Here is a 21390-nt window from a genome sequence, read left to right on the forward strand (position 1 = left end):
GCTGGGGAGAATCGGGCCCGTCCGGCGCGAGAGCCTTGGTGATCCGCGCCGGCGGCGGTAAGGCTCCTGGGTGACAGCGTGCGGAAGCTTCCCATGGGCCTGACCTTCACCATACTCGGCTGCGGTTCCTCGGGCGGCGTCCCCCGCGTGGCGCAGGGGTGGGGCGCGTGCGATCCCACCAATCCGCGCAACCGGCGGCGACGCTGCTCGCTGCTGGTGCGCCGGCACGGGCCGGACGGCGTGACGACGGTGCTGGTGGACACATCGCCCGACCTGCGCGAGCAATTGCTGGATGCCCAGGTGGACCGGCTGGACGGCGTGCTCTTCACCCATTCCCATGCCGACCATACCCACGGCATCGACGATGTGCGCCCGCTGGCGATCCAGCAGCGCCAGCGCATCGACGCCTATATCGATGAGGACACCTCGGCGGCCCTGCACTTGCGGTTCGGCTATTGCTTCCGCACGCCGCCCGGCGGCGTCTATCCGCCGATCCTGACCGAGCACCGGTTCCACGAGGGCCGGGCGGTGCAGGTCGATGGGCCGGGCGGGCCCATTGTCGCGCTGCCGTTTCGCCAGCATCATGGCGAAATCGACTCGTTCGGCTTCCGATTCGAGGGCGTCGCTTATTCAAGCGATGTCAGCGCATTTCCAGATAACTCATTGCAATATCTAGAAAATCTAGATATTTGGATTCTTGATGCTTTGCGTGAAGCGCCACATCCCTCCCATCTCAGCCTAAGCGAGGCGCTGGCCCACATCGAACGGATGAAGCCGGGCCGCAGCATTTTGACCAATCTCCATACGGATCTGGATTATGGACGCCTTGTGGACATCCTGCCGGAAGGCATCATCCCGGCGTTCGACGGCATGACCTTCGAGGGGTGAGGCGGCCGATCTGATTCATGAAGTCGGTTCACGCCATCAACTTATTGAATTCAGGGTGTTAATTTGTGAATTAAAGACGATTCTTGCCGCTCGCGCCGCGCGCGGCGGATCCTCTGTTGTGATCCGGGCCACGGCGGGCTTAGCATGCCCGTTCATTCGTCCAGCCTGGTTCCCGTCTCCATGTCCGCATCCGGTAGCAAAGGCCGTGCGCACGATCCCGCCGCCGGCGGGCTTGGGATCGATGCGGCCGCCGCGCTCAGCGCCGACGCGGAACAGGCCTGGATCGCCGTCATCCGCAAGATGGACGAGACCTACGCCGAGCTGGTGACCCAGCAGGTGGAGCTGGAGAACAAGAACGCCGCCCTGGAGGAAGCCCAGGCCTTCATCGCCGGGGTGATGGCCTCCATGACCGACGCCTTGATCGCCTGCGACCTCACCGGCCGCATCGAGCAGGTCAACGTTGCCGCCGAGCGGCTGCTCGGCCGGTCGGGATCGGACCTTCTAGAGCTGCGACTCGCCGATCTCCTGGCGCCGGAAACGCCGACCGGCTTCGCCGACGTGCTGGCCATCGTCGCCAAGCGCCAGCGCATCGTGGACCGCGACTTTGCTTTCGCCACGCCGGAAGGTCCGCTTCCGGTTTCGGTGAACGGCGCGATCCGGTTCGATTCGCGGGGCCGCGCGGTGGGCATCGTCCTCATGGGCCGCCCGATCGGCGAATTGCGCAAAGCCTATAGCGACCTCGCCGCCGCCCACGAGCGGCTGAAGCAGGCCCAGCAGCAATTGGTGCATGCGGAGAAGATGGCCTCGCTCGGCCGCCTGGTCGCCGGCGTCGCGCACGAATTGAACAATCCCATCTCCTTCGTCTATGGCAACGCCCACGCCTTGAAACGCTATGGCGAGCGGCTCGTGAGCTATGTGGACGCGCTTCACGGCCCGGCACCGGCGCGTGCCGACCTGCGGGCGGAGCTGAAGATCGACCGCACATTGCGGGAGATGGCCCCGACCATCGCCGGCATGCTGGAAGGGGCCGAGCGCGTGCGCGACATCGTCGCCGACCTGCGGCGCTTCTCGTCCGACCGGCGGCAGGCGTCCGAGCCGGTCGACATGGCGGCCCTGGTGCGCTCATCCCTGGAATGGGTGGCGAAAGCCCAGAGCCCGGCGGTGGACACCACCTTTCAGCTGGTGGGGCCGCTCGACGTGATTGGCCATCCCGGCCAGTTGCACCAGATGATGATGAACCTCATCCAGAATGCGGTGGATGCAATGGAAGGCGCCGGCGACCGCCGGCTGCTGATCGCCGGCGAGCGGCGCGGCGACCGCGTGGTGATCAGCGTTCAGGACAGCGGGCCCGGCATCTCGGCGGAGATTGCCTCGCGGATCTTCGATCCCTTCTTCACCACCAAGCCGGTCGGCAAGGGCACGGGTCTCGGCCTTTCCATCAGCTATCGCATCGTGCAGGAGCACGACGGCCTGCTGGAGGCCGGCAATCATCCCGGAGGCGGCGCCGTCATGCGCGTGACCTTGCCGGCGGCTCCAATGGAGAAGCAGCCTTGAGCGCCCCGTTCAACATTCTCTGGCTGCAATCCGGCGGCTGCGGCGGCTGCACCATGTCCCTGCTCTGCGCCGAGGGGCCGGACCTCATCACCACCTTCGACAGCGCCGGCATCCGCATGCTCTGGCATCCGGGGCTCTCAGAGGAAACCGGAAGCGAGGCCCTGGCGGTGTTCGAGCGCGTGCGATCGGGCGCGCTGCGCCTCGATGCGCTGTGCGTCGAAGGCTCGCTCCTGCGCGGGCCGAACGGAACCGGCCGCTTCCATGTGCTCGCCGGCACGGGCCGGCCTACGATCGAATGGGTGCGGGAGCTTTCGGGGCTCGCCGAGCATGTGGTCGCGGTGGGCACCTGCGCCGCCTATGGCGGCGTAACCGCCGCCGGCATCAATCCCGCCGATGCCTGCGGCCTGCAATATGACGGACGGCGCGAGGGCGGGGCGCTGGGCGCCCAATTCCGCTCCCGCTCGGGCCTGCCCGTGATCAATGTGGCGGGCTGCCCGACGCATCCCAATTGGGTCACCGAGACCTTGATGCTGCTCGCCGCCGGCCTGCTCGGCGCGCAGGATCTCGACGCCTATCGCCGGCCGCGCTTCTATGCCGACCATCTCGTGCACCACGGCTGCCCGCGCAACGAATATTACGAGTTCAAGGCCAGCGCGGAGAAGCTCTCCGACCTCGGCTGCATGATGGAGCATCTCGGCTGCCTCGGCACCCAGGCCCATGCGGATTGCAATACGCGATCCTGGAACGGCGAAGGCTCCTGCACCCGCGGCGGCTATGCCTGCATCAATTGCACGGCCCCCGAATTCGAGGAGCCCGGCCACGCCTTCCTGGAAACCCCGAAAGTTGCCGGAATTCCCGTGGGCCTGCCGACCGACATGCCGAAGGCTTGGTTCATCGCCTTGTCCTCCCTCGCCAAGGCGGCGACGCCGGAACGGCTGCGGCGCAATGCGGTGAGCGATCATCTGGTGGTGCCGCCCACGGTGCGGGACATCAAGCGGCGATGAGCGAAGCGCAAGGTTCAGCGGGCGATGGCATCACGCGGCTCATAGTCGGGCCGTTCAATCGCGTCGAAGGCGATCTCGAGGTGCGTCTCGACATCGCCAATGGCGCGGTGGCGCAGGCCCATGTCTCTTCGCCGCTGTTTCGCGGCTTCGAGCGCATCCTGGAAGGGCGGGACCCGATGGATGCGCTGGTGATCGCGCCGCGCATCTGCGGCATCTGCTCGGTTTCCCAGTCGCAAGCCGCAGCGCTGGCGCTCGCCGGGTTGCAGGGGCTGGAGCCGACGCGCAACGGGCGGATCGCCACCAATCTCATCGTCGCCACCGAGAATGTGGCCGACCATCTCACCCATTTCCATCTCTTCTTCATGCCGGATTTCGCCCGCGCGGCCTATGCGGGGCGCCCGTGGTTCGCGAAGGCGGAAGCCCGCTTCAAGGCCGGGCGCGGCACCAGCGCGCGGCGCTTGCTGCAGGCACGGGCGACCTTGCTCCATGTCCTCGGCCTGCTCGCCGGCCGCTGGCCGCACACTTTGGCGATCCAGCCGGGCGGCGTGACCAAGCGCGCGGAATCCCGCGACAAGGTCCGCCTCCTGGCGACGCTGGGCGCGGTGCGCGCGGTGCTGGAAGATCAACTCTTCGGCGCGAAGCTGGAACAGGTGGCCGCGCTTGCCGGCCGCGCCGAGCTGGACGCCTGGCGCGCCCGTGGCCCGGACGGCGATTTCCGCCTGTTCCTGGAAATCGCGGCCGATCTCGATCTGGCGCATCAGGGGCGCGCCTATGATCGGTTTCTCTCCTATGGCGCGTATCCCGCGCAGGAGGGCGCGCTTTATCCCGCCGGCGTTCATGTCGCGGGAGAAACGGGTGTCTTCGATCCGGCGGATATCGCGGAGGATCATACCTTCTCTCGCATGGAGGAGCGCGCGCATCCGCATCATCCATTCCAAGGCTCGACCGTGCCCGATGGGGCGGACGAGACCGGGTACACATGGTGCAAGGCGCCGCGCCTGAACGGCCTGCCGTTCGAAACCGGCGCTCTCGCGCGTCAGGTCATCGACGGCCAGCCCCTCATCCGCGATCTCGTGGCATCGGGCGGAGGCAATGTGTTGTCCCGCGTCATCGCACGGCTGGTGGAGAGCGCCCGCACCCTCATCGCCATGGAAAGCTGGGTGCGGACGCTGGAGCCGGAGGGCTCCTGGTGCGCCCAGGGGCAAATGCCCGCCCGAGGCCGGTTCGCCGGACTGACCGAGGCTGCGCGCGGCGCGCTCGGCCATTGGGTGGAAGTGGAGGGCGGCCGCATCTCGCGCTACCAGATCATCGCCCCGACCACTTGGAATTTCTCGCCGCGCGATGCCGCCGGGGTGCCTGGCCCGCTGGAAGCCGCCCTGGTGGGTGCCCTCGTGCATCGCGACGAGACGACCCCGCTGAGCGTGCAGCATATCGTGCGCTCGTTCGATCCCTGCATGGTGTGCACGGTGCACTGAGGCGCCCATGTCCGACATCCAGGGCGCTGAAATCATCGTGCGCGGGATCGTGCAGGGGGTGGGATTTAGGCCCTTCGTGTGGCGCCTCGCCCAGCGGCTCGGCCTTTCCGGGGAAGTCCGCAATACCGGCGATGCGGTGTTCATCCATGCGGGAGGCGCGCGGGAGGCGCTGGCAGACTTCGTCTTGGCGCTGCGCGATGAGGCGCCCATCCTGTCCCGGGTGGAGGCGATCACATCGCATCCCACGGCGCCGCCGGAGGGGGGCGGGTTCCACATCGTGGCGAGCGGGGCAGGGGCGGTTTCGGTCGGCATCGTGCCGGATATCGCCACCTGCCCGGTCTGCCGGGCCGAAATCGCCGATCCCGCCGCGCGCCGGTTCGGCTATGCCTTCACTAATTGCACCGAATGCGGTCCGCGCTTTTCCATCGTCCGGGGCCTGCCCTATGATCGCGCCCGCACCACCATGCAGGACTTTCCCCTGTGCGATGCGTGCCGGGCCGAATATGAGGACCCGCAAGACCGGCGCTTCCACGCCCAGCCCATCGCATGCCCCACCTGCGGGCCGCGCCTGAGCTGGACGTCCTTGTTGGCGCCGCTGCCGGACGCGGCACGCGGCGATGGCGATGCCCTGACCCAGGCGGCGGCCGCCTTGAGCGCCGGCGGCATCATCGCGGTGAAGGGGATCGGCGGCTTCCATATCGCATGCGACGCCACAGACGGCACGGCAGTGAGCGAACTGCGGCGGCGCAAGCACCGGCCGTCCAAGCCCTTGGCAATCATGGTGGCGGATCTCGACGCCGCCGCTGCGCTCTGTCATCTCGCCCCCGGTGAGGCGGCAGCTCTCGGCGACCCGGCGGCACCCATCGTGCTGCTGGAGCGACGGCAGGACGGTCCGTTGGCGGCAGGACTTGCCCCGGCGCCGGGCCGGATCGGCCTCATGCTCGCTTATGCGCCCCTGCATCATCTGCTGCTGAACCGCGTGGGGCGGCCGCTGGTGATGACCAGCGCCAATCGCGCGAATGCACCTCAGGTGTTTCGTGACGACGAGGCCGCGCCGATACTCGCCGGCATCGTCGACGGCATTCTCGGCCACGACCGGCCGATCGCCCGCCGCCTGGAGGATGGCGTCGTCCGCATCGTTGGAGGACGGGCGCGCGTGATGCGGCGCGGACGCGGGCAGGCGCCGCGCCCGTTCGATCTGCCGGAGGATTTCGCCGGGGCGCCGCCGGTGCTCGCAATCGGCGGCGATCTGAAAAGCGCGGCCTGCCTCACCCATGGCCGCAAGGCGCTGCTCACCCATCATCTCGGCGAACTGGACGCGCCGGCGGTCGAGGATGAGTTCGCCGACGCGATCGCCGATTATGAAAGCGTCTTCTCCCACGTCCCGGTGGCCGTCGCGCTGGACCTTCATCCCGATTATCGCGCCACCCGGTTCGGGACCCGATATGCCGAAGCCCGTGGCCTGCCGGTGGTCGGCGTGCAGCATCACCATGCCCATATCGCCGCCGCCATGGCCGAAAACGGCTGGCGCCGCGATGCCGGGCCGGTGGTCGGCATCGCTTTGGATGGGCTCGGGCTTGGGGCCGACGGCACCGCGTGGGGCGCCGAAATCCTGCTGTGCGACTATCTCACGTTCCGACGGCGGGGCCGGCTGCGTCCGATCCCGCTCGCCGGCGGCGACAGCGCGAGCCGGGAACCCTGGCGCGTCTTGCTGGCCCATCTCGATGCGGCCGTGGGCGCAAATGCCGTTCCGCAAGAGCTGTTTGCGGGCAAGCCCATCGCCACCCTGCGGGCGATGATCGCGCGGCAGGTGAATGCGCCGCTTGCCAGTTCCGCCGGCCGGCTGTTCGACGCCATGGCCGCGCTGCTGGGTCTGGCGCCGGATCGCCTGAGCTTCGAGGGCGAAGCTGCCATGGCGCTGGAAGCCCGCGCCGAAGGGCGGGAGGCGCCAGCGCCCTATCCCTTCGCCATGTCGGACTGCGGCGACCTGCTGGAGCTCGACCCCAGCCCGCTCTGGCGCGCCGCGCTGGTGGATCGCGCGGCCAAGGTCGGCATTGAGACCTGCGCGGCAAATTTCCACGCCGGCGTCGCGATCGCCTTCGCGGATGCGGCGGCGCACGTCGCCCGCACCGAAGGCCTGCGCCATGTGGCTCTCTCGGGAGGGGTGTTCCAGAATGGCGTGCTGCTGGAAGCGGTCACCGCACGCTTGGTCTCTGACGGCTACACGGTGATGGCGCCCGCCGACGTGCCAGCCAATGATGGCGGACTGGCCTTCGGGCAGGCGGCGGTGGCGGCGGCCCGGATTCTGGCAGACGTGGAATCGGCGCACGTGGAAACCGGTCACGCGCTTTCCGCCTCAGCTGGAAAGTGAGGTGTCACTTTCCGCCCCGGATGCCCACGCATTCGCCCAACACTTTGATATTCTTAAAAATAAAAACTGGCACGCGGGTTGCTGATGGAGCCTGAGCGCATCGCCTCGACGCGACGGCGTGAGAGCACCACCAGGAGGGACGCCGCATGGTCGGCCTCGAAACCTTTTATGATGTCATGCGGCGGCAGGGCATCACCCGCCGCTCGTTCTTGAAATATTGCTCGCTCACCGCCGCCGCGCTCGGCCTCGGCCCGGAACTCGCGCCGCAGATCGCCTATGCGATGGAGACCAAGCCGCGCCTTCCGGTGCTGTGGCTGCATGGGCTGGAATGTACCTGCTGCTCGGAGAGCTTCATCCGTTCCGCCCATCCTTTGGTGAAGGATGTGGTGCTCTCCATGATCTCGCTGGACTATGACGACACGCTCATGGCGTCGGCGGGCCATCAGGCGGAAGCCATCCTCGACGAGGTGATGACCAAATATAAGGGCAATTACATCCTCGCGGTGGAAGGCAATCCGCCGCTCAATGAAGACGGCATGTATTGCATCATCGGCGGCAAGCCGTTCGTGGACCAGTTGAAGAAGGTGGCCAAGGACGCGAAGGCCATCATCTCCTGGGGCTCCTGCGCCTCCTATGGCTGCGTGCAGGCCGCGCGCCCGAATCCCACCCGCGCCACGCCGGTGCATGAAGTGATTTTCGACAAGCCCATCATCAAGGTGCCGGGCTGCCCGCCCATCGCCGAGGTGATGACCGGCGTCATCACCTATATGCTCACCTTCGACCGCATTCCCGAGCTGGACCGCCAGGGCCGGCCGAAGATGTTCTATTCCCAGCGCATCCACGACAAATGCTACCGGCGCCCGCATTTCGACGCCGGCCAATATGTCGAGAAGTTCGACGATGAGGGCGCCCGCAAGGGCTATTGCCTCTACAAGATGGGCTGCAAGGGCCCGACCACCTACAACGCCTGCTCCACCGTGCGCTGGAACGATGGCGTCTCCTTCCCGATCCAGGCCGGCCACGGCTGCATCGGCTGCTCCGAGGACGGCTTCTGGGACAAGGGGTCCTGGTATGCGCGCCTCGCGGACATCAACGGCAAGGGCTTCGGTGTGGAAGCCAATGCGGATCAGATCGGGCTCGCGGCTGCGGGCGTCGTGGGCGGCGCCGTGGCGCTGCATGCGGCGGTCAGCGCCTTGAAGCGCGCCCAGCATAAGGGAGACGCCAAGTGACCATCCTGACCCCCAACGGCTTCAGCCTGGACACCGCCGGGCGCCGCATCGTCGTCGATCCGGTCACCCGCATCGAAGGCCACATGCGCTGCGAAGTGAATGTGGACGCCAACAATGTGATCCGCAATGCGGTCTCCACCGGCACCATGTGGCGCGGGCTTGAGGTCATTCTCAAGGGCCGCGATCCGCGCGACGCCTGGGCGTTCGTGGAGCGCATCTGCGGCGTGTGCACGGGCTGCCATGCGCTCACCTCGGTGCGCGCGGTGGAAGATGCGTTGCAGATCAAGATCCCCAACAACGCCTTCCTGATCCGCGAGATCATGGCCAAGGTGCTGCAGTGGCACGACCACGTGGTCCATTTCTACCATCTGCATGCGCTCGACTGGGTGAATCCGGTCAATGCCTTGAAGGCGGACCCGAAGGCGACGTCGGCGCTCCAGCAGGCGATTTCCGACCATTCCAAATCCTCCCCCGGCTATTTCCGCGACGTGCAGAACCGGCTGAAGAAATTCGTCGAGAGCGGGCAGCTCGGTATTTTCAAGAACGGCTATTGGGACAACCCGGCCTATCTGCTGCCGCCCGAGGCGGATCTGCTGGCGGTGACGCATTATCTCGAGGCGCTCGATTTCCAGCGCGAGATCGTCAAGGTCCACACCATCTTCGGCGGCAAGAACCCGCATCCGAACTACATGGTGGGCGGCGTGCCCTGCGCCATCAACATGGAAGGCGACATGTCGGCCGGCGCGCCGCTGAACATGGAGCGCCTGAACTTCGTGAAGCTGAAGCTTCAGGAAGCCTATGAATTCTCCAAGAACGTCTATGTGCCGGATGTCATCGCCATCGCCAGCTATTACAAGGGCTGGCTCTATGGCGGCGGGCTCTCGGCCACGAACGTCATGGATTATGGCGATTACGAAGCCATCCAGGGCCAGAAATCCACCGATCGCCTGCCGGGCGGCGTGATCCTGAACGGCAATTGGAACGAGATCCACCCCATCGACCCGCGCGACCCCGAGCAGGTGCAGGAGTTCGTCACCCATTCCTGGTACACCTACGGCGCCGGCAAGAACGACGTCGGCCTGCATCCCTGGGACGGCGTCACGGAGCCGAACTACCAGCTCGGCCCGGCGGCCAAGGGCACCAAGACCAATATCGAAGCCGTGGATGAGGCGGCGAAATATTCCTGGATCAAGGCCCCGCGCTGGAAGGGCAATGCGTGCGAGGTCGGCCCGCTCGCCCGCTACACCCTCGCCTATGCCCATGGGGTGGATTATGTGAAGGGGCAGGTGGATGAGGCGCTCGGCCGCTTCAACACGCTGGCCGGCACGAACCTGACGCCGAAGCAGGCGCTTCCCACCACCATCGGCCGCACGCTCGCGCGCGCGCTTGAGGCGCATTATTGCGCCGAGATGATGCTGACCGATTTCGACAATCTGATCGCCAACATCAAGGCCGGCGACAGCACCACCGCCAATGTGGAGAAATGGGACCCCTCAACTTGGCCGAAGGAGGCGAAGGGCGTCGGCACGGTCGCCGCGCCGCGCGGCGGGCTCGGCCATTGGATCAAGATCAAGGACGGGCGGATCGAGAATTACCAGTGCGTCGTCCCGACCACCTGGAACGGCGGTCCGCGCGATCCGAAGGGCAATATCGGCGCGTTCGAGGCCTCGCTTCTGAACACGCCCATGGAGCGGCCGGACGAGCCGGTGGAGATCCTGCGGACGCTCCATTCGTTCGATCCGTGCCTGGCCTGTTCCACCCATGTGCTGGCGCCGGGCGGCGAGGAACTCGCCCGCGTCACCGTCCGCTAGGGGAGGGGGCAATGACCGACACGTCCCTCGGCGCCGGAGCGCCCTCCCATGCCGCCCCGGCGGGTGCATCCCCGGCGGGTGCCCCCCCGCCGATCAGCGGAGCGCGGAAGCTGACCACCGTCTATGTCTATGAGGCGCCGGTACGCCTCTGGCATTGGGTCAATGCCCTCTCGATCCTGGTGCTGTGCGTCACCGGCTATCTCATCGGCTCGCCGCTGCCGACGCTGTCGGGCGAGGCCAGCGCCCATTACATGATGGGCACCATCCGCTTCCTGCATTTTTCGGCCGGCTATATCTTTGCCATCGGCTTTATCGGCCGGGCCTTGTGGGCGCTGGTGGGCAACCAATATGCGCGCGAGCTTTTCACCTTTCCGTTCTGGAAGGCGAGCTTCTGGCGCGGCTTGTTCATCGAGGTGAAATGGTATGCCTTTCTCAAGCCGCGCCCGCTGAAGTTCGTCGGCCATAACCCGCTCGCCCAGGTGTTCATGTTCTGGGTGATGGTGGTGGGCGGCCTGTTCATGATCGGAACGGGGTTCGCGCTCTATTCCGAGGGCGAGGGGCTCGGCAGCTGGCAGGACCGGCTGTTCGGCTGGATCATCCCCGCGTTGGGCGGAAGCATGAATGTGCACACCTTCCATCACCTCGGCATGTGGGTGTTCATCGTGTTCGTGATCATCCACGTCTATTCGGTGATCCGTGAGGACATCATGTCCCGCCAGAGCATGGTCTCAGCCATCACCAATGGCTACCGCACGTTCCGGGACGACGACCCTGAATAGCGGCAGCTCAGAACCCATCTTGAAAGGCGCGGCTTTTGTCGCGCCTTTTTCATTTGGAAGCACTCCTTCCAACTTCCAACATTTCTGGAAGGATTTCAGCCAATTGGTGGCAAAGTGGTGACCGGGAGCCGGAAGCTGAGCCTTGCCGGCGCTCGATTTGCGATCCGACCCCACGCTGGCACGTCTCTTGTATTGGTTTAATTCGAAAAAGCCGCGGCGTCAGACCGCATCGGGAGCATCCCAGGGAGAAAGGCGTCGCATGGCCGACGATCGCATCCTCGTGCTTGGAATTGGCAACATCCTGTGGGCGGATGAAGGGTTTGGCGTGCGGGTCGTCGAGGCGATCGATCGCGATTTCGTCATGCCCGACACTGTCACACTGCTGGATGGTGGCACCCAGGGCCTCTATCTGCTCCCACATCTGGAAGACGCCGACATCGTGGTGATCGTCGATGCGGTCGATTACGGCCTGCCGCCGGGCACCTTGCATCTGCTCAGCGATGACGAAGTTCCCGCAGTGCTCGGCGCGCGCAAGGTGAGCCTGCACCAGACCGGCTTCCAGGAAGTCCTGGCCTTGCTTCAATTGCGCGGCTGCGCGCCCCGTGTCCTGCGTCTGGTGGGGGTGCAGCCCCACACGCTGGATGATTACGGCGGTGGCCTGACCGAAGTGGTGGCGGCGCAGGTGGCGCCCGCTGCCGCGCACGTAGTGGCATTGCTGCGCGACGCATTCGGCGTCACGCTCCTGCCGCGCACCCAGACCGACGACGCGGTGCTCACCCCGGCGATCGCCCGACAAGCCTATGAAGCCGGTCGCCCCAGCGCGGCGGACGCCTGCCGCATCGGCGATGCGCGCGTCCTGGCGCTCAGAAGCGACGGGGCCTGAGCATGTGCGTCGGCATTCCCATGCGCATCCTTGAACGCTCCGGTGACTTTGCCCGATGCGAAAGCGATGCGGGGCCGGAGCGGGTCGACCTGTCCCTGGTGCCGGAAGCCGGGGTCGGCGACCATGTCCTCGTCTTTCTGGGGGCGGGCCGGCGCGTCCTGGATGCGCGCGAGGCGGGCCTGATCGCCGATGCGCTCGCCGCCCTTTCCGCTGTCATCACCGGCGCCGGCCCGGCCTCGGCGCTGGATGCGGCATTCGCCGATCTCGACCGCGAGCCGCAATTGCCGCCGCATCTCGCCGCCGCCCTTGCCGCCGGCCGAAAGGAAGCCTGATGCCTGAAATCGCATCCCTTGTCCCTCCCGCCGCGGCGGCGCTCCATCCCCTGGTTCAGCGGCTCATAACCACCCATGGCTATGCCTATGTGGACACGCCCGAGGATCTCGGCACCGATCCGCGCGACCGGCTGCTGTTCCTGCCGGCGCACGGAAAATCCCACATGGAGACGCCCGACATCGCGGTGGTGCTGCCCGAGCTGGTCCGGGTGCTGGATCACGGGCGTCGCCCCCTGACCGGCGCGGTGGCCGGCCCCGCCATCGAACGGATCCTGCGCGAGGCCATGGCCCTCGCATTGCCGGCCATCGTCGTGCTGCGCGACGGGGAGCCCATCGGGTCCATCGCCCGCATGCGCGATTGGGACGAATATCTCGCCCGGCTCGGCACGGTGCTGGCCGATGCCTGCGTGACCCATTGAGGATTGAGGAATGGCATCGCTTCCCATCGCCACCCAGCCGCCCATCGGCTTTGGTCCCGGCAGCCAGACCGAGGGCGCCGACGGCCTCGCCTATCTGCCGATGCCCTCAGGGATGCGCGTCTATGAACCCCATCTGCCCGAGGTCGACGACAAGGCGCGCCACGCGCCGGCCTTCGCCGCCCTCGAGGAGGTCCAGCGCGCGTTGGAGACCTGGAAGCCGGGCGATCATGCGAGCGTCTCGCTCGCCGGCTTCGACGCGGCGAACCGTCGGCTGATCGACGAGGCGCTGGGCGAGGGCGAAGTTGCCGTGCGCGTCAGCGGCGGCGGTGCACCCCTGGAAATCCAGGAGGCGACCTTCGCCGGGGTCTGGCGGGTGCGCGGCGCGGAGGGAGTGGACCGGATCGAGGTCGGGGCGTTTCCGCGCGGCGCTCTTCTGCGTGCCTTTCCCGCACAGTGGAAGATCGATCTTGCGGACACCGCGCGGCCGCGAACCGGCGTCGTCAATGCGCCGCCGATCATCGCCGAGATTGCCCATCGCACCGAACAGCGCGCGCCGGGAACGCCGGCCCATGTCATCAATTTCTCCCTTCTGCCGCACACGCCCGAGGATCTCGCGCTCATCGATGCCGCGGTCGGCATCGGCGGGCTGACCATCCTCTCGCGCGGCTATGGAAATTGCCGGATCGATGCGACCGCGCGGCGCGATGTCTGGCGCGTGCGCTATTACAACTCCACCGACATGCTGATCCTCGACACGCTCGAAATCACCGATCTGCCGGAGGTGGCCTGTGCCGCGCCGGAAGACATCGCCGATTCCGCCGAACGGCTGACCGAAGTGCTCGGGGCCATGCGATGAGGACCGATCATGCGGTTTGAAGGCTCCTTTCGCGGCGCGAACGGCGGGCTCGATCCGAAGACCCGCCTCGAATGCAAGGTGTGCTGGCACGTCTATGATCCCGCCGAGGGGTGCGAGACTTGGCAGGTGCCCGCCGGCACCGCGTTCGTGGACCTGCCCGACCATTGGCGCTGCCCGGTGTGCGATGGCGACAGCGAGCAATTCATGGTGCTCGACCAGGGCGAGGGGATCGCCGCCGCGCCCGCGCCGGCGGTCGATCCGCGCCTGGATGAGATCGTCCGCACCGTGCCGCTGCGCCTGGAAGCCGCGTTCCGCGAGATTCACGCGGGGCAGATGCGGGGCGTGCCGATCGTCAACGAGACGCTGTCGGTGAAGGCCGTTGGGTTCCGCGTCCACGAGGGACGGGTATTCGGCATGCTGGTCACGCCCTGGTTCATGAACCTCGTCCTGCTGCCCGGCCCCGACGACGACTGGACGCGCCTTGCCACCGGAACGAAGGAACTGATCGCCTTCCCCTCGGGCTGGTACGAATTTCTCGGCGCGAACCGCCCGGAAACCGGCCCCTATAAGGCCTGCTCGCTGTTTTCGCCCATGTTCGACTTCACCTCGATGCTCCAGGCCACGGAAACCGCGAAGGCGGCATTGATCGCCTTGCTCGATCCCGCGCATCGGGAAGAAGGCGCGCCGACGGCCGAGATTCGCCGCCGCCGCACCGAGGAACTGGCGTCGCTTGAGGCTGCGGAAGCCGTGGCCTTAGGCGATGACGCTGCACCGCCGGACGGGGCGGAGCAACGGCCTGTGCTTTCGCCCCAGCCCACGCGCCGCGAGCTGATCTTCGGCCCCACCGCCGGCGCGCGTCCGGCATCGGAGCCGGCATGAGCGAAGCCTTGACCATCGCGCGGCCCGGTGTCGCGGCAAGCTGGCACTTCACTAGCGCGCCAATGCTCGATCCCGAGCCGCTGCTGGTGGGCCGGCGCGTGGAAGAGGCGCTGGAGTTGTTGCCGCGCCTGTTCAATCTCTGTGGGGCCGCCCATCGCGCAGCCGCAAGCCATGCACTTGGATTGCCGGACACGGAAAACGCAGCCGCGATGCGGGCCGAAACCGTGCGCGACCATGGGGTGGCGCTGTTTCATCTATGGCCGGGCGTGCTCGGCACTGCGTCCGACCGTACCGGCCTTGCTTTGCTCGGACGCGGCACGCCGGCGGAGATTGCCCGGCATGTGTGCGGCGGGGACAATCTGCCGGAATTCTCCGTGCCCGATCTGGCCTCCTGGCTGGACCGCGGAGCGACGCCGGCCGCAGGCTTGCTGCGCGAATTGCGTGATCGTCTGGATCCCGCATGGGGGCGGGCCACCCTTCCAGCCCTAGATGTGGACGCCCTCGGTGCAGACCTGATGGAACACGCGCCTTCGCCCCGGTGCGAAGCCACAGTCCTTGCACGCGTGCGCGCCGCGCCGGTGATCCGCGCGATGCTCATCGAGCAAGGGGCAAGCCTGTTCGTGCGCCTGCTCGCGCGGATCGTGGATCTGCTCTGGATGGCGGATGGCGGCCACGACGCGCGGCTTCAAGGGCAAGCCGGGGCAGGGGTCGGCTATGCGCAGGCGGCACGAGGGATCCTCGTGCACCGGGCGAAGGTGAAGGACGGTCATGTCCTCGCCTATCGGATCCGCACCCCCAGCACCTGGAACCTGGCGCCGGGTGGCCTGTTCGCCCAGATGCTCGTGGCCTTGCCGGCGCGGCGCGAGGCGCAGATGCTGGCGCGGATTGCCGAATGCGCGGTCAATCCCTGCGTCCCGCTGGCCCTCCACTTTGCACCGGAGGCATGACATGCACGAGATGGCGCTCTGCGAAAGCCTGCGGGCCGCGATGGAAGAGGCGGCGCAGGCACAGAATTTTTCACGCGTCACGCGGGTGCGCCTGGCGATCGGCGCGTTTGCCGGCGTCGAGCCGGAGGCCTTGCGTTTCGGCTTCGACGTCGTGATGCGCGGGTCGCTCGCCGAAGGCGCCGAACTGGTGATGATCACCGAGGGCGGAACCGCCTGGTGCTTCGCCTGCGGAACCACCGTGCCGCTTGCCGACCGGCTCGATCCCTGCCCGGTTTGCGGCGGCGAACGGCTGGTGCCCAACGGTGGCACCGAGATGAAAATCAAAGACCTGGAGGTCGTGTGATGTGCGTCGCCTGCGGTTGTGGATCCGATGCCGTCACCCTGTCCGGTCCCGATGCCGCACAGGCGGGGCAGGGCGCCCATTCCCATTCACATGAGAGAGCGCCGGACGACGGGGCGCACCAGCATGGGCACGCGCACGGGCACTCCCATTCCCACGATCCTGGCGAACCGGCGCAGCCGCAGCACAGCCACGCGCCCGGCCTCGATGCGCGCCGCATGGTGGAGATCGAGCAGAACATCCTGGCCAAGAACGACGGCTTCGCGGCACAAAACCGCGTCCGGCTCGCGGCGGACGGCGTCTTCGCCCTGAACCTGCTGGCGGGTCCGGGGGCCGGCAAGACGACGCTGCTGGTCGAGACATTGAAAGCGCTCGTCGGCCGCGTTTCGGCGGCCGTCATCGAAGGCGACCAGCAGACCGCGAACGATGCCGACCGCATCCGCGCGGTCGGCTTTCCCGCCGTCCAGATCAATACCGGCAAGGGCTGCCACCTGGACGCACACATGGTGGGCCACGCCATGGACCGGCTGCCACTTCCGGCCGGCGGGGTCTTGTTCATCGAGAATGTCGGCAACCTGGTCTGCCCGGCGGCCTTCGATCTTGGCGAGGACAAGCGCATCACCCTCCTCTCCGTGACGGAGGGCGAGGACAAGCCGCTGAAATATCCCGATATCTTCCAGGGCGCCGATCTGGTCCTGCTGACCAAGGCCGACCTGCTGCCGCATCTGGACGTTGATTTCGACGCCATCGCCGGGAATGTCGCGCGCATCAATCCCATGGCGCGCGTAATCACCGTGTCCGCCCGGTCGGGCGCCGGATTTGCGGAATGGCTGGCATGGCTGGAAAGCGCGCGGCGCATGCGGCTCGAAGAGCTGGCAGGGGTCGCCGAACAGCGGGCACAGGCGCTGCGCGGCGCCGTCCATACGGCGGCGGAGTAGGGTGGTGAGCACCCGCCCCGCCCTTCTTCTGGTGGACGACGAGCCCCGCTCGGTGGAAGTGATGGCGCGCGTGCTCGGCGAGGAATTCGAGGTCTTCACCGCCCTCGGCGCAGCGGAGGCGCGGCGCATTCTGGAAAGCGAGTGGGTCCAGGCGGTGTTCTGCGATCAGCGCATGCCGGAAGTCTCGGGCGTCGCCTTCCTCACCGAAGTGCGCGAGCGCTGGCCGGAAATCGTGCGGGTGATCGTCACCGGCTATACCGAGCCGGAAGACATGATCGGCGCCATCAACGGTGCCGGCATCTATCAATACATCACCAAGCCCTGGCATCCGGATCAATTGCTGCTGGTGGCGCGCAATGCGGCTCATTTGTTCGCCCTGCAACGCGATCATCATCGCCTCTCGCTGGAATTGAAGCTCGCCGCCCCGGTGGCGCAGGCCCGCCTTGCCGCCCAGCACGAGCGCGTGGCGCGGAATTTCCATTTCGACACCTTGATCCGCAGTCCCGAGAGCCCGTTGAACGAAACCTGCCGGCGCGCGGCCCAGGTGGCCGTGTTCGACGTTCCGGTGCTGATCCAAGGGGAGACCGGCACTGGCAAGGAATTGCTCGCGCGGGCGATCCATTATTCCAGCCTGCGTTCGGAGCGCCCGTTCTTCGCGGTCAATTGCGGGGCAATTCCCGACGAATTGCTGGAATCCGAATTGTTCGGGCACAAGAAGGGGGCCTTCACCGGCGCTCACACCACCCGCATCGGCCTGCTGGACGAAGCGGACGGCGGCACGGTTCTTCTAGATGAGATCGGCGATGTTTCGCCCGCCTTTCAAGTGAAGCTCCTGCGTTTCCTCCAGGAGGGGGAGATCAGGCCCGTTGGCTCCAACGAATCCAAGCGCGTCAATGTCCGGGTGCTGGCCGCGACCCATCGCGACCTCACGCAGGAGATCACGGGCGGCCGGTTCCGCGAGGATCTTTATTACCGCCTGTCGGCGATGGTGCTGATAATGCCGGCCCTGCGCGCGCGGCGCGATGATCTTCGGGTGCTCGCCACCGCCATTCTGGATGGGCTGTGCAACCTCCACGGCAAGCTGGTGAAGGGCTTCACCGACGAAGCGCTTGCCTGCATGGAGGCTTATGACTGGCCCGGCAATGTGCGCGAGATGCAGAATGAGGTGCTGCGCATGCTGGTTCTGTCCACCGGACCCCAGCTCGGCGCCGATCTCCTCTCGCCCCATGTGGTGCGTGCCGCCGCCGCGCCGGAAGGCGCGTCCCAGCCGATCGCCTTGCCCGACGGGGGCCTGCTGAAGGACCGCATCGAGCGCATCGAGGCGTCCATCCTCATGGAAACGCTCGTGCGCTGCCGCTGGAACAAGAGCCGGGCGGCCGAGGAACTCGGCCTGTCCCGGGTTGGCCTGCGGGCCAAGATCGACCGCTACGGGATCGCCCGCGGTCGCACCTTCGCGCGCCATTGAGGAGACGAACCCATGTGCCTCGGGATTCCCGGTCGGATCGTCGCCATTGCGGACGCGGACGCGATGCTGGCGATCGTGGATGTTTCCGGCGTCCGCCGCAGCGTCGACGTCGTGTGCGTGGCCGAGCCGGGTGCGCCGCTGGAGGCGCTGATCGGCGTCTGGGTGCTGGTGCATGTGGGCTTCGCCATGAGCCGCATCGACGAGGCGGAAGCCGCAGCCACGCTAAAGGTGCTCGCCGAGATCGGCGAGATGGACGCGGAGATGGACGCGATGCGCACCGGCAGCGTCGAGCCCGCAGGCACGGGCCGGGCAGGGGGCGATCATGCGTTTCGTCAGTGAATTCCGCGATCCGGCCCTCGCAACCGGACTGATCCGGGAAATCGGCGCGCTCGCGGTCCGGCTGGAGCGGGGGCGCACCAATCCGGTGGCGGTCATGGAGGTGTGCGGCGGGCACACCCACGCCATCTTCCGCTATGGCTTGGAAGGGTTGCTGCCCGATATCATCGAATTCGTGCACGGGCCGGGATGCCCGGTCTGCGTCCTGCCCATGGGGCGGGTGGATGATTGCGTCGCCATCGCCGAGCGGCCGGAAGTGATCTTCGCCACCTTCGGCGATGCCATGCGCGTGCCGGGCTCGCGCAAGAGCCTGCTCCAGGCAAAGGCCGACGGCGCGGACGTGCGCATGGTCTATTCGCCGCTCGATGCGCTGGAGCTGGCGCGGCGCAATCCTGGTCGCGAGGTGGTGTTCTTCGGCCTTGGGTTCGAGACAACCATGCCTTCAACGGCGCTGACCGTGCTGCGCGCCGCGCGCGAGGGAATCTCAAATTTCTTCCTGTTCTGCAACCACATCACCATCATCCCGACCCTGCGGGCCTTGCTGGAGCAGCCGGACTTCGGCATCGACGGCTTCATTGGGCCGGGCCATGTCTCCATGGTCATCGGCACGGCGCCCTATCGCTTCATCGCCGAGGAGTTCCACCGGCCGCTGGTGGTGGCCGGGTTCGAGCCCATCGACCTGCTGCAATCCCTGCTGATGGTGCTGCGCCAGCTCGCGGTGGGCGAAGCGCGGATCGAGAATCAATATGCCCGCGTGGTGCCGGATGCCGGCAATCCGGCCGCCCTCGCCGCTGTGGCGCAGGTGTATGAAACCCGCCCCACGTTCGAATGGCGCGGGCTCGGCTCCATTGCCGAATCGGGCGTGCGGCTGCGTGAACCCTATGCCCGGTTCGATGCCGAACGCCGCTTCGCCGTTCCGGATGTGAAGGTCGCCGACCCCGACGCCTGCCGCTGTGGCGAGGTGCTCACCGGCGCCGTAAAGCCCTGGGCCTGCCCGGTCTTCGGCACCGGCTGCACGCCCGAAATGCCGCTCGGCGCGCTGATGGTTTCCTCCGAAGGCGCATGCGCTGCTTATTATCAATATGGCGGCATGAAGGGGGCGGCATGAACATTCCTTTTGATCGGCCCGTGCGCCGGCCCCGCCGGGTGACGCAAGCCACCGTGACGTTGGCCCATGGGGGCGGCGGCACGGCCATGCGCGATCTGATCGAGGACGTGTTCCTGGAGACCTTCGCCGGGGCAGGGCACCCCGCCCCGGAGGATCAGGCGCGGTTCGATCTTGCGGCGCTGGCGGCGCTCGGCGATCGGCTGGCGTTCACGACCGATTCGTTCGTGGTCGACCCGCTGTTCTTCCCCGGCGGCGACATCGGCACCCTCGCCGTCTGCGGCACCGTGAACGATCTCGCCGTTGGCGGAGCGCGGCCGGTGGCGCTGTCGTGCGCGGTGATCATCGAGGAAGGATTGCCGGTCGAGACCCTGCGCGCGGTGGTCGCCTCCATGGCGCGCGCGGCGGCCGAGGCCGGCGTCTCCATCGTCACCGGCGACACGAAGGTGGTCGCGCGCGGAGCCTGCGACAAGCTCTTCATCACCACCACCGGCATCGGCGTGGTGCGGGCCGGCCTCCATGTGGGCATAGACCGTGCGCGGCCGGGCGACGTGGTGCTGGTGAACGGCCTGCTCGGCGACCACGGGGCGGCCATCCTGAACGCCCGCGGCGATCTCGCGCTCGAAACCACGATCGCCAGCGATTGCGCGCCGTTGCACGAGCTTGTGGATGTTCTAATCACGGCGGCGCCGGGCGTTCGAATGATGCGGGACGCCACGCGCGGCGGCGCGGCGGCGGTGCTCAACGAACTGGCCGAGGCGAGCGCGGTGGGCGTGCGGGTGCGCGAAATGGATCTGCCGATCCGCCCCGAAGTGAACGGCTTCTGCGAAATTCTCGGCCTCGACCCGCTCTATCTCGCCAATGAGGGCAAGCTGATCGCGGTGGTCCCGGCCGAGGAGGCCACGGCCGCGCTTTCGGCATGGCATCTGCATCCCCTGGGGCAGGGGGCTGTCGCCATCGGCACCGTGGTGGCGGAACGGCCCGGCCGCGTCGTGATGGAAACGCGCTTCGGCGGCGAGCGCATCGTGGACATGCTGGTGGGCGATCAATTGCCCCGGATCTGTTGAGCTTGATGACTTGTGCGTTGCGACCCATCCACCAAAGATGAACCCGTCCTTCAGGAGAGTGGCTTTATGACCCGTCCCGCCTTTCGTGTCCTCGCAATCGCCGGCGCCCTGGCCCTGGCGCCTTCTTTGGCCTTCGCCCATACCGGCGTTGGAGCCACGCACGGCTTCGTGCACGGCTTCATGCACCCCGTGACCGGCCTGGACCACGTGCTGGCCATGGTCACGGTCGGCATTCTTGCCTGGCAGATGGGCGGGCGCGCCATCTGGTTGCTGCCCGCCAGCTTCGTGACCTTGATGGCGGTGGGCGGCGCGCTCGGCATGAGCGGCTTCGACCTGCCTTATGTGGAGACGGGCATCGCCTTGTCGGTGGTCGTTCTGGGAGCCGCGGTGGCGATGGGCGTGAAGGCGCCGCTGGCCTTCGCCATGGGCCTTGTTGGCATGTTCGCGGTCTTCCACGGCCACGCCCACGGCGCCGAAATGCCCGAGACCGCCGGCGGCCTGTCCTATGGCCTCGGCTTCATGCTCGCCACCGCATTGCTGCATCTCGCCGGCCTCGGCCTTGGCTTTGCCATTGGCCGGCTCGGTGAAACCTCGGGCCAAGCCTGGGTGCGCGGCGCGGGTGCCGCCATTTCACTTGCGGGCGTGGCGCTATTGACCGGCGCTCTCTGACCCAGGGCCGGAAGATCAAGGCCGGTGCCGCCAGCGGTACCGG

The 21390-nt window shown here is 67.2% G+C and carries 21 protein-coding genes; all 21 read left to right on the forward strand.

Features of this window, described 5'->3' with window-relative positions; all coding sequences use genetic code 11:
* Nucleotides 1-93: 93 nt before the first annotated feature.
* On the forward strand, nucleotides 94-888 hold the full coding sequence (locus V5G24_RS11815; RefSeq protein ID WP_394082461.1) for an MBL fold metallo-hydrolase: 795 nt from the start codon (nucleotides 94-96) through the stop codon (nucleotides 886-888).
* A gap of 144 nt (nucleotides 889-1032) precedes the next feature.
* Nucleotides 1033-2442 (forward strand): sensor histidine kinase, encoded by a 1410-nt coding sequence (locus V5G24_RS11820; protein WP_394082459.1) that lies wholly within the window; start codon nucleotides 1033-1035, stop codon nucleotides 2440-2442.
* A complete protein-coding gene (locus tag V5G24_RS11825) occupies nucleotides 2439-3446 on the forward strand; it encodes an NADH-quinone oxidoreductase subunit B family protein (protein WP_394082457.1) in 1008 nt (335 codons plus the stop codon). Before V5G24_RS11820 ends, V5G24_RS11825 begins: the two co-directional genes overlap by 4 nt.
* Complete coding sequence (locus tag V5G24_RS11830; RefSeq protein WP_394082455.1) at nucleotides 3443-4921, forward strand: nickel-dependent hydrogenase large subunit; 1479 nt, start codon at nucleotides 3443-3445, stop codon at nucleotides 4919-4921. Before V5G24_RS11825 ends, V5G24_RS11830 begins: the two co-directional genes overlap by 4 nt.
* A gap of 7 nt (nucleotides 4922-4928) precedes the next feature.
* Nucleotides 4929-7292, forward strand: coding sequence for a carbamoyltransferase HypF (gene hypF / locus V5G24_RS11835; protein ID WP_394082453.1), 2364 nt, complete (start codon nucleotides 4929-4931; stop codon nucleotides 7290-7292).
* A 146-nt stretch (nucleotides 7293-7438) separates the two neighbouring features.
* Nucleotides 7439-8521: a hydrogenase small subunit gene (locus tag V5G24_RS11840; protein WP_394082451.1), complete on the forward strand. Its 1083-nt coding sequence runs from the start codon at nucleotides 7439-7441 to the stop codon at nucleotides 8519-8521.
* The gene (locus tag V5G24_RS11845) at nucleotides 8518-10332 is read left to right on the forward strand and encodes a nickel-dependent hydrogenase large subunit (RefSeq protein ID WP_394082449.1); all 1815 of its coding nucleotides are present in this window, start codon (nucleotides 8518-8520) and stop codon (nucleotides 10330-10332) included. The genes V5G24_RS11840 and V5G24_RS11845 overlap by 4 nt, the downstream gene beginning before the upstream one ends.
* Nucleotides 10333-10343: 11 nt before the next feature.
* Nucleotides 10344-11111 carry a Ni/Fe-hydrogenase, b-type cytochrome subunit gene (gene cybH / locus V5G24_RS11850; protein WP_394082447.1) on the forward strand — a complete coding sequence of 256 codons (768 nt, stop codon included), beginning with the start codon at nucleotides 10344-10346 and terminating at the stop codon, nucleotides 11109-11111.
* 259 nt (nucleotides 11112-11370) lie between these two features.
* Nucleotides 11371-11994, forward strand: coding sequence for a HyaD/HybD family hydrogenase maturation endopeptidase (locus V5G24_RS11855; protein ID WP_394082445.1), 624 nt, complete (start codon nucleotides 11371-11373; stop codon nucleotides 11992-11994).
* Between the two features lie 2 nt (nucleotides 11995-11996).
* Nucleotides 11997-12326, forward strand: a complete 330-nt coding sequence (locus tag V5G24_RS11860; RefSeq protein ID WP_394082443.1) for a HypC/HybG/HupF family hydrogenase formation chaperone — start codon at nucleotides 11997-11999, stop codon at nucleotides 12324-12326.
* Complete coding sequence (locus V5G24_RS11865) at nucleotides 12326-12745, forward strand: thioredoxin domain-containing protein (RefSeq protein ID WP_394082441.1); 420 nt, start codon at nucleotides 12326-12328, stop codon at nucleotides 12743-12745. Before V5G24_RS11860 ends, V5G24_RS11865 begins: the two co-directional genes overlap by 1 nt.
* Nucleotides 12746-12755: 10 nt before the next feature.
* On the forward strand, nucleotides 12756-13601 hold the full coding sequence (locus tag V5G24_RS11870; protein ID WP_394082439.1) for a hydrogenase expression/formation protein: 846 nt from the start codon (nucleotides 12756-12758) through the stop codon (nucleotides 13599-13601).
* A gap of 9 nt (nucleotides 13602-13610) precedes the next feature.
* Nucleotides 13611-14480 (forward strand): [NiFe]-hydrogenase assembly chaperone HybE, encoded by an 870-nt coding sequence (hybE, locus tag V5G24_RS11875; RefSeq protein ID WP_394082437.1) that lies wholly within the window; start codon nucleotides 13611-13613, stop codon nucleotides 14478-14480.
* Nucleotides 14477-15427: a nickel-dependent hydrogenase large subunit gene (locus V5G24_RS11880; RefSeq protein ID WP_394082435.1), complete on the forward strand. Its 951-nt coding sequence runs from the start codon at nucleotides 14477-14479 to the stop codon at nucleotides 15425-15427. Before hybE ends, V5G24_RS11880 begins: the two co-directional genes overlap by 4 nt.
* Before the next feature lies 1 nt (nucleotide 15428).
* Entirely contained in the window at nucleotides 15429-15770 is a 342-nt protein-coding gene (gene hypA / locus V5G24_RS11885; protein WP_394082433.1) for a hydrogenase maturation nickel metallochaperone HypA, read from the forward strand.
* A complete protein-coding gene (hypB, locus tag V5G24_RS11890; RefSeq protein ID WP_394082431.1) occupies nucleotides 15770-16705 on the forward strand; it encodes a hydrogenase nickel incorporation protein HypB in 936 nt (311 codons plus the stop codon). Before hypA ends, hypB begins: the two co-directional genes overlap by 1 nt.
* 4 nt (nucleotides 16706-16709) lie before the next feature.
* The gene (locus tag V5G24_RS11895; RefSeq protein WP_394082429.1) at nucleotides 16710-18170 is read left to right on the forward strand and encodes a sigma-54-dependent transcriptional regulator; all 1461 of its coding nucleotides are present in this window, start codon (nucleotides 16710-16712) and stop codon (nucleotides 18168-18170) included.
* A gap of 12 nt (nucleotides 18171-18182) precedes the next feature.
* A complete protein-coding gene (locus V5G24_RS11900) occupies nucleotides 18183-18509 on the forward strand; it encodes a HypC/HybG/HupF family hydrogenase formation chaperone (RefSeq protein WP_394082427.1) in 327 nt (108 codons plus the stop codon).
* On the forward strand, nucleotides 18493-19614 hold the full coding sequence (gene hypD, locus V5G24_RS11905) for a hydrogenase formation protein HypD (RefSeq protein WP_394082425.1): 1122 nt from the start codon (nucleotides 18493-18495) through the stop codon (nucleotides 19612-19614). The genes V5G24_RS11900 and hypD overlap by 17 nt, the downstream gene beginning before the upstream one ends.
* Entirely contained in the window at nucleotides 19611-20678 is a 1068-nt protein-coding gene (gene hypE / locus V5G24_RS11910; RefSeq protein ID WP_394082423.1) for a hydrogenase expression/formation protein HypE, read from the forward strand. The genes hypD and hypE overlap by 4 nt, the downstream gene beginning before the upstream one ends.
* 66 nt (nucleotides 20679-20744) lie before the next feature.
* Complete coding sequence (locus V5G24_RS11915) at nucleotides 20745-21347, forward strand: HupE/UreJ family protein (protein WP_394082422.1); 603 nt, start codon at nucleotides 20745-20747, stop codon at nucleotides 21345-21347.
* Nucleotides 21348-21390 lie beyond the last annotated feature (43 nt).

The sequence above is a fragment of the Roseixanthobacter finlandensis genome (genome assembly GCF_043195105.2).
In the GTDB taxonomy this organism is placed as follows: domain Bacteria; phylum Pseudomonadota; class Alphaproteobacteria; order Rhizobiales; family Xanthobacteraceae; genus NCEH01.

Bases quoted from the DNA above. Each gene is read 5' to 3' on its own strand.
- V5G24_RS11815 (WP_394082461.1), top strand. From the start codon at position 94: ATGGGCCTGACCTTCACCATACTCGGCTGCGGTTCCTCGGGCGGCGTC.
- V5G24_RS11820 (WP_394082459.1), top strand. From the start codon at position 1,033: ATGCCCGTTCATTCGTCCAGCCTGGTTCCCGTCTCCATGTCCGCATCC.
- V5G24_RS11830 (WP_394082455.1), top strand. From the start codon at position 3,443: ATGAGCGAAGCGCAAGGTTCAGCGGGCGATGGCATCACGCGGCTCATA.
- hypF (WP_394082453.1), top strand. From the start codon at position 4,929: ATGTCCGACATCCAGGGCGCTGAAATCATCGTGCGCGGGATCGTGCAG.
- V5G24_RS11840 (WP_394082451.1), top strand. From the start codon at position 7,439: ATGGTCGGCCTCGAAACCTTTTATGATGTCATGCGGCGGCAGGGCATC.
- cybH (WP_394082447.1), top strand. From the start codon at position 10,344: ATGACCGACACGTCCCTCGGCGCCGGAGCGCCCTCCCATGCCGCCCCG.
- V5G24_RS11855 (WP_394082445.1), top strand. From the start codon at position 11,371: ATGGCCGACGATCGCATCCTCGTGCTTGGAATTGGCAACATCCTGTGG.
- V5G24_RS11860 (WP_394082443.1), top strand. From the start codon at position 11,997: ATGTGCGTCGGCATTCCCATGCGCATCCTTGAACGCTCCGGTGACTTT.
- V5G24_RS11865 (WP_394082441.1), top strand. From the start codon at position 12,326: ATGCCTGAAATCGCATCCCTTGTCCCTCCCGCCGCGGCGGCGCTCCAT.
- V5G24_RS11870 (WP_394082439.1), top strand. From the start codon at position 12,756: ATGGCATCGCTTCCCATCGCCACCCAGCCGCCCATCGGCTTTGGTCCC.
- hybE (WP_394082437.1), top strand. From the start codon at position 13,611: ATGCGGTTTGAAGGCTCCTTTCGCGGCGCGAACGGCGGGCTCGATCCG.
- V5G24_RS11880 (WP_394082435.1), top strand. From the start codon at position 14,477: ATGAGCGAAGCCTTGACCATCGCGCGGCCCGGTGTCGCGGCAAGCTGG.
- hypA (WP_394082433.1), top strand. From the start codon at position 15,429: ATGCACGAGATGGCGCTCTGCGAAAGCCTGCGGGCCGCGATGGAAGAG.
- hypB (WP_394082431.1), top strand. From the start codon at position 15,770: ATGTGCGTCGCCTGCGGTTGTGGATCCGATGCCGTCACCCTGTCCGGT.
- V5G24_RS11900 (WP_394082427.1), top strand. From the start codon at position 18,183: ATGTGCCTCGGGATTCCCGGTCGGATCGTCGCCATTGCGGACGCGGAC.
- hypD (WP_394082425.1), top strand. From the start codon at position 18,493: ATGCGTTTCGTCAGTGAATTCCGCGATCCGGCCCTCGCAACCGGACTG.
- hypE (WP_394082423.1), top strand. From the start codon at position 19,611: ATGAACATTCCTTTTGATCGGCCCGTGCGCCGGCCCCGCCGGGTGACG.
- V5G24_RS11915 (WP_394082422.1), top strand. From the start codon at position 20,745: ATGACCCGTCCCGCCTTTCGTGTCCTCGCAATCGCCGGCGCCCTGGCC.